General features: G+C 56.9%; 11 protein-coding genes. 5 read left to right on the plus strand and 6 right to left on the minus strand.

Annotated elements, in window-relative coordinates; genetic code table 11:
- Positions 1-146 precede the first annotated feature (146 nt).
- Positions 147-629: a hypothetical protein gene (locus ACFDS3_RS16865; RefSeq protein ID WP_375263520.1), complete on the minus strand. Its 483-nt coding sequence runs from the start codon at positions 627-629 to the stop codon at positions 147-149.
- Between the two features lie 152 nt (positions 630-781).
- Positions 782-2,131 (minus strand): plasmid recombination protein, encoded by a 1,350-nt coding sequence (locus ACFDS3_RS16870; protein WP_375263521.1) that lies wholly within the window; start codon positions 2,129-2,131, stop codon positions 782-784.
- Positions 2,132-2,738: 607 nt separating this feature from the next.
- Here ACFDS3_RS16870 and ACFDS3_RS16875 point away from each other — a divergent pair.
- Entirely contained in the window at positions 2,739-3,665 is a 927-nt protein-coding gene (locus ACFDS3_RS16875) for a GIY-YIG nuclease family protein (RefSeq protein ID WP_375263522.1), read from the plus strand.
- A 283-nt stretch (positions 3,666-3,948) separates the two neighbouring features.
- Here the strand turns inward: ACFDS3_RS16875 and ACFDS3_RS16880 are convergent, their stop codons facing one another.
- Complete coding sequence (locus ACFDS3_RS16880; protein WP_375263523.1) at positions 3,949-4,857, minus strand: hypothetical protein; 909 nt, start codon at positions 4,855-4,857, stop codon at positions 3,949-3,951.
- Positions 4,858-4,871: 14 nt separating this feature from the next.
- Positions 4,872-5,903 (minus strand): hypothetical protein, encoded by a 1,032-nt coding sequence (locus tag ACFDS3_RS16885; RefSeq protein ID WP_375263524.1) that lies wholly within the window; start codon positions 5,901-5,903, stop codon positions 4,872-4,874.
- Between the two features lie 1,023 nt (positions 5,904-6,926).
- Here ACFDS3_RS16885 and ACFDS3_RS16890 point away from each other — a divergent pair.
- Both ACFDS3_RS16890 and ACFDS3_RS16895 read left to right on the plus strand, forming a co-directional pair.
- Positions 6,927-7,496 carry a hypothetical protein gene (locus ACFDS3_RS16890; protein ID WP_375263525.1) on the plus strand — a complete coding sequence of 190 codons (570 nt, stop codon included), beginning with the start codon at positions 6,927-6,929 and terminating at the stop codon, positions 7,494-7,496.
- Complete coding sequence (locus ACFDS3_RS16895; protein ID WP_375263526.1) at positions 7,489-7,920, plus strand: hypothetical protein; 432 nt, start codon at positions 7,489-7,491, stop codon at positions 7,918-7,920. The genes ACFDS3_RS16890 and ACFDS3_RS16895 overlap by 8 nt, the downstream gene beginning before the upstream one ends.
- Positions 7,921-8,074: 154 nt before the next feature.
- Here the strand turns inward: ACFDS3_RS16895 and ACFDS3_RS16900 are convergent, their stop codons facing one another.
- Both ACFDS3_RS16900 and ACFDS3_RS16905 read right to left on the minus strand, forming a co-directional pair.
- Positions 8,075-9,037 carry a hypothetical protein gene (locus ACFDS3_RS16900; RefSeq protein WP_375263527.1) on the minus strand — a complete coding sequence of 321 codons (963 nt, stop codon included), beginning with the start codon at positions 9,035-9,037 and terminating at the stop codon, positions 8,075-8,077.
- A gap of 21 nt (positions 9,038-9,058) precedes the next feature.
- Positions 9,059-10,054 (minus strand): hypothetical protein, encoded by a 996-nt coding sequence (locus ACFDS3_RS16905; RefSeq protein ID WP_375263528.1) that lies wholly within the window; start codon positions 10,052-10,054, stop codon positions 9,059-9,061.
- 813 nt (positions 10,055-10,867) lie between these two features.
- Between ACFDS3_RS16905 and ACFDS3_RS16910 the strand changes: the two genes are divergently transcribed.
- Together ACFDS3_RS16910 and ACFDS3_RS16915 are read left to right on the plus strand one after the other, a co-directional pair.
- Complete coding sequence (locus ACFDS3_RS16910) at positions 10,868-11,266, plus strand: recombinase family protein (RefSeq protein WP_375263529.1); 399 nt, start codon at positions 10,868-10,870, stop codon at positions 11,264-11,266.
- Positions 11,263-11,898, plus strand: a 636-nt coding sequence (locus ACFDS3_RS16915; protein WP_375263530.1) for a recombinase family protein, incomplete at its 3' end; no start/stop codon positions are given. The genes ACFDS3_RS16910 and ACFDS3_RS16915, both read left to right, overlap by 4 nt.

Consider the following 11,898-nt stretch of genomic DNA (forward strand, 5'->3'; position numbering starts at 1 on the left):
CGCTGATTTGTCTGCGATTCAGATTTCGGTGGTTGCGGGAGCACGCATTGCACTTTGGCGAAAACGACGCTGCTCATTCAGGTTGCGCGACGAGCAATATGACTGGCGGAGGGGAGCCTCGGCGCCCCCTGCCCGGCCTCTGTCCATCAGGACGCGGACGCGCTGTCCGATGCCGCAGCTTGCGGCATAGCCTTCGCTGCCTTGCCGTCGCGGGCGGCAGCCTTGGCGGCAGCGCGCCCTTCTTCCTCGGCGGCCAGCGCCTCTTCGTCGGCGGCCAGCGCCTCTTCCTCATCCGCCTCTTCGTGCATCTCGTCGACGATCTCGGGACGCAGCGGGTGCGTGGCAATTCGGCGGCGGTTGGCCGCGCTCGCCAGCCGCTCCAGGCTGAAGAAGAACGGAGCAAGCACCTCCTCGTCCATTGCCGCAATGAAATCAGGCATAGTGTCGTTGATGGCCTTTGCGCGGAGGCGGTCCTGGTTGTCAGTCTTCTTGAAGTCGTTGCCCATAGTTCTCTTGAGGGCGGCAACCGCGCGGTCGGTCGCTGCAGATTTCTGAAGCGGGGCGGTCTGCTTGCGCTCCTTGCGTGAGGCTTTGGAGGAGGCAAGCTTGGGGTCGAGAAATTTGGTCATAGTCTTGTCCTTTTAAGGTTGCGGTGGCCCCGGTCAGGCGCCGTTTGCGGCGGCGGCGTCTCGGGTTAAAAATAATGTCGGTCGATCTTTTTTTGCTTGGTCGCCGATTTTGCAAAAAAGTCCGTGGCTGACGCCTAAGCTGTTGTCGCGTATCAAAACTTTTCTCCATTTTCGGGCCGCTCCCGGCGATCCTGGCCGTCGGGAACCGCTTCCGCTCCCGTGCCCGATCGTCTTTTGAGGCGCCACAGGATCGCAGGAATCGTCGCCCGGATTTTCGTGATCGCAGTCCGCGTCTCCCGCGGCAAATGGAGGACGGCTTGCGCGATCTTCTCGTCGGCTTCGGCGATGTCCGCGACCGCTGTGGCCACACCGGCCTGCGCCTCGGTCTCTGCCTTTGTCCGGGCGTCTCCGAACATCCGGGTCCATGCGCGTCCGAACACAATCGCGGCGCGCGTAAAGCCTCTTGGCGACCGATCTTCGAGCGCGGCCAGCTCCCTCTCGGAGGAAGAGTTGTCCTTGTCCTTCGATGCCTCGATCAAGGCCGGCGTTTCCGCGTCCTGATCCACGGCGAAACGACCGTCGCCGACGCCTTCGGCCACGGCGAGGACGGTCTCGGCCTCGGCCTCCCGAGCCTCGACCCTCGCGGTCCGAGTTTCGAGAGCTTTCCGGTCTTGCTCCAGATCGTCGGCCTTTGCCCGCAGCCGCGCCTCCTCCTGGGCCCGCCAATCCGAGGTCTTTGCGTGATACCGCCGCTTCGGCGGCTCGTCGCCGTTCTCGCGCGCGGCCTCAATCGCCGCAGCCGTCCGCTCGCCGCGAACGAGGCCGAGGGGCGCGAACCACCGCCCGACGCTGTCCTGCGCGGCCTCGTAGTCCTTGATCATCGGGTGGATGGAGGGTTGCAGCATCCGACGCGTCGCGGTCGCTGTCGGCACCTTCGCCTTCGGCTTCGCGATCTCGACAGTCGCCCGCGGCATGATCACGGCGTGGATGTGATACGCCATCTCGTCGCGATCGGCCCGGGCATGGATCACATTATCGGCGAAATGGTGTTTAAGCCAGGACACGGCGAGTTTCTCGAACTCCTCCTCGCGCTGGTTGCCGCTCTCGCCCAGGAACGACGACATGTCGGCGTCGAACCATTCCTTGTTGGCCGTGAGGATCACTTCGCGCATCGGCCCATGCCGCGTCGCCCGCCAGGGCTGTTTCGGCCCCTCGACCATTCGACGCTCAATGTCCTTCTTGCGCTTGCGCTTCTCGAGAGCTTCGAGCTCGGCGGCGAAGTTCTCGGTGGTCATGTCCCGGATCTCGGCAAGGGCAAGCTCAGCCCAGTCTTCGGGGCCAATCAGGGGCGGGCCGTTCAACTTCGATCGCGATCGATCAACATGGCTGAGGTCCCCACCCTTCCGCAGCCGGTGGGCCTCGTATCCCGCGAGCTGGTGCGGGTAGAGCCCCGCGAAACGCAGCACCACGGGGTAGTCTCTGTCGAAGTTTGCGCCGTCCATCGCCGATCTCCTGAACCAAGGGCTTTCAGGAATTGGGATGATCTTCCGCGGCGCCGTAATGTGGTCATGATCAAGCGGTCTCCAAGGAAGGACGCGGCGTCGTCATGCGTATCAACGAATAGAGTGCGGCGGCGGAAGCGCCCGCCAGCCGGCCGGCTGGAGCAATGGCGAAGCGGAAGCGGAACACCAAAGACCACCCGCACAGCCAAGTTGCGAACGACCCACAGCGGACCTTCGTCTCACCATAAAGCGTGGCGTAGCAGGTTCATCAGCCCAGTAGTTCGTTGCAGGCGCACCATTGGAGAAAGGCCACCGGCGGCACCGTCGAGGGACGACGCGCTGTCGACAACGTCGTTTAACCTGGGAAACACCGACCACGAGCACAGTTTTTTCGCTTCGCCGTCCATTTCGGCATACTCAGTACACTTGCACTTCAAAGCTACGATGGGATGGCGTAAGTCCTGTCTATCCGTGTATTTTTGCTGGGGTCCTGATGCTAACAAGCAGCGCGCTCTTCCACCTTTGGAAGCGGCAGGTCTTTCTCCGGAATCTCCACGACGAGCTATCGTCGCTTCTTGGGTGCTCTTGGCTTCACACCGGCATATACATGATCGGCTGCGCCGACCGCGTGGTATATATCGGTCAAAGCAACCAACTCAGCCAACGGTCTATCGACAGTCTTGGGCGTATCTACCACCGGGTCTCAGACACCTCGCTTCCGTGGTCTATGGCGTTTGCGCCCTGCGCCTACGAGCACATGGACGAACACGAAAGCGCAGCCATTCGAGCCTATGAGCCTGATTTTAACACCTCGATTCCAAGCCTCGACAAGAGTCTTGGGCAAATGCCCGTCGTAGCGGGCACTGCCCAAGTTTTTGCTGACCAGACATCGCCGAGCACTGCATTTTCGCCAGATTGTGTGAGGCGCCAAATTGACGAAGCGACTAAGAGTGCCACGCCGCTCTGGAGAAGAGGAAAGGTGCTCCCACAGGTCGACGCCAGCATCCCTGCCGAACAAAAGTTCGACCTTCGCGAAGTGGATACATTCGGTCGAAATTTGTTTGACGCGTTGTCGTCCCAACGGCGACGCGCGCAAAGGCGCTCGACACCTACGCAAAGACCGGAGAGGATCAAGACCTACTTCGAGCACAAAGGCGTTGAGATCCACATCGACGAGTTAATGTCAGACCAACTCGGTAGGCGCCACCTGTCGTTTGAATGGATGGCAAGAAGCTATGGCAAGATAATCGCGAGTGGAACGGAACCCGACAAGGCGTCCGCTGCGAAGCAAGCAATCGACGCTGCGGAAGAACACCTCGCGCAGCCATATCGCTTCAAAATCAATCTGTGCGATGACGGCTCGGTGGTTACGAGGGACGGCGAATATCTCGGCACTTGGAGGGCGGACGAAAATGGCCACCCGTCATTTACACCCGACGGCGAGACGGAGGTGATGTTCTTTGAAATGTGGATCGGGCTCCTTTGCCAGAAAATAGCTGATTGGCATGAGGAGCAGGACCAAACCTCGACATGATGGATGTGCCCTTGATTGTTGCATTTTAGCCTGAACGCCGCAGGACCTCCCGAAGCTGCAGGTCAAAGCGAAGCGATATCTTTCGTAGTCGCAGCACGTCTCCACGCGCCGAGAACGGCCTATAGCAGCCATTCGGGCTTGCCGCAAACAAAGGCCTCTAGCGTTCCAACGCCGCCGCAGTTTTGACGCAGCACTTTCACTCGAAAAGGCCCATGAGGGAACAGCATTCGGAACACGTAGCCAAACATCAAGTTGTCCGCGTTTGAAGTTGAACATTCGTGCCTTACAGTCGTATTGAAGAAATTTGCCAGCGCGCAAAGTCCAAAAAGACGTGCGCAGTCCATTGTAAAAAATACGGCACGAATACTGAGAATACTGGCTCTGCTCCTTTGAGCCGAAAGAGGTCCAAATTTTTCTGGCCCGACAAGTTGTGGAATGATCTATTTCGCATTGTCACAATCAGCGAGGCAACCTTCGGATATGGACAAGTGATGATGCCAGTTTCTGAATCAATCGTTGCAAACGCGGCCTCTCTCTGAATGACGTCGCGCCACTGTCGAGCTAACTCCGTGGCGAAATCTCCACCCCAGTTCGAGATCGGAATATCGAGAGTTGCTGCGTTGAAGTTGGGGCTCCCTTTGGAGTATTCGACGAGGAAGTTCCGCAGAAGACCCAGTTCGCCAGGAGATTTTTTGTCTTTGTAGAGCCCGCTTAAAAAATCATGAGCTGATCTGAAGTCGTTTTGCCTGGAGGTATAGATAAGCGGACACGCTGCAGACATTCTCTCTAGTGCGCGGTATAAAAACAAAAACGCTTCAGTATATCTGTCGCATTCAGTAGAAAAGACGCAGAGACTCAATTCATCGCAGAGGCTTTTGTAGAATGAGGGATTTCTCCCCCTCGCGTGCAGCGCAATATTTCGGAAATCTTGTTGCTCCGGGGCTTCATCGAAGATGTAAGAAACCAGAAGCGATGAGTTTTCGTTATTGATTTGCTGGTCCGGCCTGATGTAGTTTTTGTGTGCGACAACTATCTTGTCCTCTTCCTCCTCCCCCTCCCGAGGCATGACAATCTCAACCGCGCCAGACAGTAGCCGTATTATCTTAAAGACTTCCGGACATTTGTCCGTTATCATCAAAGGATGAGCCGAGTGGTTGGCGTCTAGATCTAGGCTTTCCTTAAGGAAAATCATTTGCGCCCCACACCTCAAGCAGCGGTCAAGTCGAAAAACATCTCGGTCAACGCCTCTAGTGTCGGCTTCTCGTGAGCAATTTTTATAAATTCCAGAGATAGCTCCCTTCGAAATTTCCCAACATTAACTTTCGAAGGATTTATTGCGGTGAACGCGCGGTCAAAATCGTCTGACAACTCTGAAAATTCCTCCGGCGTCAGCTGTTTGACGTTCATATGATTTACTTTATAGCCTAGGGTGAACCCTATCAGATTATTTTCGTTGCGCAGCCAGTCCCTCGCGGGTGGCTGGGTTGAAAAACGGTCCACCTCAGAAATGATGTCCTGAAAGCTAACATCCGATTCGATTGCTCCGGAAGCCATTACTTTTCCCACAAGAATCTCATCAAGCTTTTCCTCGATGAACCGAGCATTCTGATTGTGCGCGCTGTCGGTCAGAAATGCCAAATATGCTGCGGAGATATCGGATAATTTGAAGGCCCCTCTGGGAGAGGTCAGTTGGGTGTCTTTTTCGCTGATAATATCAATGCTCTTCAGGGCCTGATCCGCCAAGAGCTTTTTTAGAAGATTGCCGGTTAGCATTTCCACCTGATGCCGGACAGTCATCGGTCTCTGCCCGTTGTTTAACGTAATCATCCGGTAAAGAAGAAGGTCATATTTTGAGGCAATGATGACGTTCATGTAAATTGGACGCGTCGCGCAAAAATTATCGTACTCGCTTGCGGCCTTGAGCGTATTTAAGCGCTGCATGCCATCTAGAATGTATCCTTCCTGGATGTTTTCATTGAGGAACTGCAAAGCCTTTTCGACGGTATCGATGCTTTGAACATCGTCATGAACGAAAGCAAGGGTGATGGGGGGCATTATGCAGCCGTCAACAATATCGCCCTTCAGCCTTTCGTAAAACTTTGGCCTTTGAAGTTTTCGCTGCTCATCAAACCTATCGATGAGCGGAACGAACTTTTCTATAGCATCTTGATAAGTGGTCCGACCAGTTGCCACGGCGCTTTTGATAACGTGATCAGATTGTACATCGAATATTTGCACTTTGGGTTCTCGCTCTGCGTCTTCAACTATAGTTTTCGGGCTGCGCCGAGCATACGTCAAGCACTCCGACAGAAGCTACGCGCGTTGTGCTCTTAAGGCATCCCGATGTGGGTGCTGAGAACAAGCAAGCGCCGAATATACCTTTTTCGCGCGTGATCCGTGAAGGAGGGCCAGCGACGGATATCAAGCCGGCCGTTGCCGATTGCGCGCTTCTCCTAGCGCTCACAGTTTCTTACGGGGGAGTGACCGGACCACGATTCCCAGTGGGATTGGTGGGAGCGCCTGACGGTGCAGCCGCAAGGCACCGTCGGGAGGGGCACAAATCGCCCGATGCCGCTGCCTCGATCGTGCTCTCCTAACAGCGCTCTCCGCGCGTCGCTGCCGTTGTTGTATTGCGCATAGACTGCCGGCACTCTGCCCCAAGTACCTTGTTGTCGTGCGGACGCAGCAAACGGCAGTTCTCCGCCCAACCGTTCAAGCTGAGGTGATGGCACCGTCCTTCTGCTCGCAACGCTGCGCGAGCTGAAGGTGCGCAGGGAAGTACTCACTAATCAGCTGGCACTCCGGCACTTCGTGCCTGCGTTCCAGCTGTCGTTCGCCAGGGGTAAACCCCTGGACCCCGGCGCCGCTGCGCGACGCTCGGGAGACGCTCCGCCCTCCCGAACCCGCCAGGCGCTCCCGCGGGGCCGAGGGTCATCGTTCCGCACTCCCCCTCTGGACACCCCCTGCTCGCAGGGCCGTCGTTCGCCACTCCCCCTGCACCCCCTGGCAGCCGTCGGCTCAACCAGGGACGCGCTCCGCCTCCCTGGACCCTCAGGGCAGGACCCGCTCAATCGCCGCTCTGTCCTGCACCTCTCCGGCTTCTTCCACCCAACGCCGAACGATCTGGCACCCAAGATGATCTTGCGGATGGCAAGTCCATTCTGTGCCGCGCGCGCTTTATGACGCGCGGCACAGAACGAACCCGCCCGGGTGAGTTCGAGGATCGACGCGTCTTCCTCAATCAGCGTTGGAGACGCTCACATGTATCACGACCCCAAACCCATCATCGCCCAGCCTGCGTGGCCCGATGACCTGCAACGCGGCGATGTCGTCCAGTTCCGCTTCCCCCTCGCCGAAGGGGAAAGCGAAGGGCGACGGCCGCCGAAAAAACGGCCGTGCCTCGTTCTCGAGATCGAGACCAAAGGCAGCCGCCGCTTCATTACGCTCGCATACGGAACGGACGCGCAGACGAGAGCCAATCAGGGCTATTCGATCTTCGTGCGTCGCGGCGGCGCCATGGCCGCGGCCGGTCTGACCAAGCCGACGCATTTTGTGTGCGCGCGTCGAATCACCGTCGCTGTCGACCATGGCGGCTTCGAGGCCAGCCCCGCCACCGGCTCGCCCATCATCGGGAGCCTCGACGAGACCCTTCTCGAGAGGATGCACGCTCTCCGCGCGCGCATTCACGCCGAGCACGACATCGCCGAAGAGAAACGCCGCGAGCGCAATGAAGAACGGCGGCGCTGGCAGCGGGAAGAACGCGGTTTCCGGCAGCGGAACCGCGCCCTCCGCGCCGCCACCTCCCCCACGAAAGGAAAAGCCAGTGCCTGATCTCTGCCTCGACAATCTCGACCGGTTCATCGCCGCAGCCATTGCGGTTGCTCGGGTCGTCGACACCGCAATAGTGAGCAACGTCATTCCGTATCTGCCGGCAATTCACCGAGTTTTTGCGAAGGACGTGCGCAACCTCACTGTTGCCGAGCGCCTCTTCGAGGCGAAGACCCTCCCCCAGTTCGATGGCTTGATTGAGTTGATGGAGGACGCCATCGTCAAAGGCACGACAGAGGAAACCGTCTTCGACAACAGCCCCGAGCACGTATCCGAAGGCGGCTGGACGCATCGACGACACAACGATACGGCCGAAGAGCTCGGCCGAGCGCTGATCGTCATACTCGAGCTGCGCGACACGCTCCTTGCCGTTCAGGATCTGCGTGCAACACAAAGGATCGTTGAGCGCATGCACGCGGAATCATAACACGAGATCGGGTGCGGCGACGCCCCCGCCAGGGCACGCCGGCGATATCCCTCTGCTGCTACAGATGTCGGCGTGCCCGCCGTTGTAAAACCAATAGTTTCGCGACACGCCGCAAGGAAGTCTGGAAGGGTTCTTCTGCGGAGTCGAGCTGAAGTCAAAACCTGTCCCCCAACTCCCCAAAAGAAACCCGGACCTTCTCGAATGCACGATCATCGACGTCTTTCGCGTGCGCGTCGTTCCGCGTTCTGTTGATTACATCCATGTGGTACTCGAACTCGGATCTGCTCATTTCCAGAGAATTCTCGAACTTATCCCAGAATCCTAGGATGATCGACTTGAGCTCATCGAAGTAGAGCGGACTCGCGCCATCAGCTAAAATACTCTCGAAATCTTCGCCCGCCAACTGTTGCCGGCGAGGCTCAGAGAGCTTCGCGAGCAACTGCTCCCTACGTTTGGCCTTCGAAAAATGCACCTTAAGCACGGTCTGTATTTGACGCCGGACATCTCGCTCAAGAAGGTTTCGTCTCTTAGATATTTCAGCGAGGCGATCTTCAGAGCCAACAAACTTCGTCGGCTTTACAATTTTGGAGAAGTACCTCTCTACAATTCCAATATTGAAGAAACTCTTTTCTACCCCCTTCTTTAGAACACCATATCCATACAAATGTTCAAGAAGGTTGGGATCCTGTACCGCATAGGCATCGAAACTTTTATGATCCCCCTGGCCCATAAACTCCAGCATTAGGTGCTCATCCGGATACTGCTCTTTCAGCAGCCCAACCACCGATTCAACATAGCTATCGGACTCGGTAGTATACTCGTTCACACCTTTGGCATAAAGTGTGCGATCCACCATCGCAGGTCGGCTTGCTGCCACACGTGCAATGTAGCTACACGCATACCTCGTTAAGAACGGATGCCCGCCGAAATCTTGAAACAGTTTAATCCTGCTCTCGGGGTCAAACTCGACACCCATTATCGCCCCCAGATCTGTGACCATCTCCGCCACCTGCTCGGGCGTGAACATGGGGATGAAGCGCTTTTCAACGTTGCCAAACAGAGGATTATCACTCTCAAACAGCTTGACCGCCTCAATACAATGCGGATTCGTTCCCACGATTAGATACACAAGGGGCGACTACGCACTCTGAAACGCAGCCCGCATAGACTGCCAAAACAGAAGAAAATCTTTCTCGACATTCCAATGATCTGACGATGCAGTACCCGGGGCAATTCGCTCCACCTCGTCGAATAGAACGGCAACAAAGGCCTTTTTAGCTTGCCGTGTCAGGACTCTTATGTCATCTGAGAACGCTATTGCAGCGCCCTTTTCAGAATATGACTCAACCGATCCAACCTTGTGCTTGACCGAAAGAACGGATTTCAGCTCTATTGAAATGTGGTGAAGAAGCTCATTCCATCGCAACTGATGGACCGAGGGAGATTGACAATCAATCGTGACGCTAAATCCGCTTCTTGTATTTACCGCCCTGCTGATCCCCGATATAAGGGAAGTCTTCCCGCTCCTGCGCAATCCGAATAAGCCGAAGTTTTCACCTGACGCGAGCTTAGATGAGATTTCGTTTATAATGTTGCTGCGCCCATAGAAATACAGCTCGCTGCGAAGCGGGGATGACATAGAAAATAGATCTCTCGAGAATGTAAACTCTCGAACTCTCGCGATGATGGCTGCATCAGGCGTAGACAGTGAGAATTCTGAATAGTGATAAGGGATTACTACTGGCGCGTCTGGCCGGCTCGCGAATAGAGTCCGAAGTTTGCCTCCGATATTAGCGTCGCCACTGACAAGTATCCGAGCGACTTTTTCGATGCGGAACTCTTCATTGCTCTGCTCCAAAATGCGATCGAACGCATCAATTGACCGAGGCTGAAACTCCGTATATGCCGAAAAGACCACAAGGACCTCTCTGTCGGTATGGAGAATGCCACGCATGTTCCCGCAAGGCTTCACAAGTGCATATCGATAGTTGCTTTTCTGTGCCCCGATAGTGATTTCACCATGGCGAGTAAGATGGAACATGCGCTCCATGCGGCGCAGAACGCGTTGCTCTTCCGGTTCAAATATAGTAATATCAAAATTTGGATGACGCCCTGGCTTAATCTCACTGGCCAATCTTGCTCTCCCCTTGCCTGCGCAGAGCGCTATCCTTACGAAGCGTAAGGATTATCTCAATGCTCTAAGCAGTACCGTGCCCAATTACTTTTGACAAAGTAAATTTTCATTATCTATCTGCCGCAGTTGCGAAACGCGTGTTGTTGCAGCACAGCGTGTCGCGCAGCCATCATCCTCTAAATCATTACCTCGAAGACATTCAGCGTCGGACGTCTCCGGTGTCTGTGTCCCTGGACTCGCTCTATGAGACACTTGCCCCACATCCGCGGCACACCGTGCCGACGCACAATGCGCGGGACTTCGCATAGGCTTGATGACCGGACTTCGAGTCCACCGACGTTCGCCAAGGTTGTGGCGGACCGATATTGGCGAGCAAGCTGCATCTGCGTCGCTTTTGTCGCAGCGAGAGCTGCCGCGACCGCTGAAGCCGTCCCACCGCTATCACCGCGCGGCACTGCTGCGCAATAACTCAAGCCGCCCATTTAACCACTACCGAGGAAGACACGCCCGCGGGACATCCCCGCGGGCGCTACGGCCACCTGTGCGCGAGGTCCGGTGGTCTCCACCGTGTCGGTTTCTGTGTGCCCCGACAGGAAAGGATTCCCCGATGCCGCTCGACAAACTGATCGACCTTCTCGCAGAAGCCGCGGTCCTCAGACTCTCGCAGAAGCGGGAGCAAAAGGACGCGACACCTGACGCGATACGGCGACTGTGGCAGCGATGGATGAAGAAAGAACAAAGAAATGCCCTGTCGCCTCAACGTTTTGCTTACCCGATCCGACTACCACTCATGCACTGCCGGAAGGACGCTCTATGATTGCCGCCCTCTACCTCCGATCCGCCACCCAGAACGATGACGCAATCGCTGCGCAGCAGCGCATTTGCGCGGAGTACGCCGCAGCTCAAGGCTGGCGCGTCGGCGAAGTCTTCGTCGACGACGGGTTCAGCGGCACGCTGGATGATCGACCGGGCTTGGTGGCCCTTCGTGATAGTCTACAAGAGAGACGCGCCTCGATCGTGATCGCGGAGGACGCATCTCGTCTGTTCCGGGATATCAATAAGCTCGGCGAGTTCTACGGATTCTGCGACGCACTGAGCGTAGAGGTCTCGTATGCCCGATCTCGCGCATCGTCCTTCGACTTGTTGCGGTCGGTGTCGATGGAAGAGATCGCCGAGCGACAGCGGCTGGCAGCCAAGGGACTGACGACATGACCAGACAATCCCCGACTGAGGCTCCTCGTCGCGTCGCGCTCTACGCGCGGTATTCGATGGATATGCAGAATCCGGCGTCCATCGACGACCAGTTCCGTCAGTCAGAGCGCTACGCGAAGGAGCGCGGCTGGGTGATAGTCGAGCGCTTCTCCGACAGTGCAATCACCGGCACGGCAGGACATACCCGTCCCGACTTCGTTCGGCTCTCCGCCGCCCTCAGTTCCGGCGCGTTCGACATTGTCCTCGCCGAGTCCCTCGACCGTATTTCCCGCGACGCGGAACATATCGCAAGGTTCAACAAGCTCGCCAAGTTCGCTGGCGTCGAGATCCACACCGTCGAGCACGGCAAGGCAGATACGATGTCGGTCGGCTTGGCATCGATCTTGAACAGCATGTTTCTCGAGGGCCTGTCCCACAAGGTCCGACGCGGGATCGAGGGCAAAGTCCTGAATGGCTTCAGCGGCGGCGGCCGGATCTACGGCTATCGCCCAGGAACCGACGAACGCGGCGCCCCGGTGAAGGGGGCCTTGGCCGTCCACGAGATAGAGGCGGCGATCGTGCGTGGCATCTACCGCGACTACGCTGCGGGGCTCTCGCCAATCAAGATCGCCAGCCGGCTGAACGACGAAGGA

It is taken from the genome of Palleronia sp. (genome assembly GCF_042089775.1).
In the GTDB taxonomy this organism is placed as follows: domain Bacteria; phylum Pseudomonadota; class Alphaproteobacteria; order Rhodobacterales; family Rhodobacteraceae; genus Palleronia.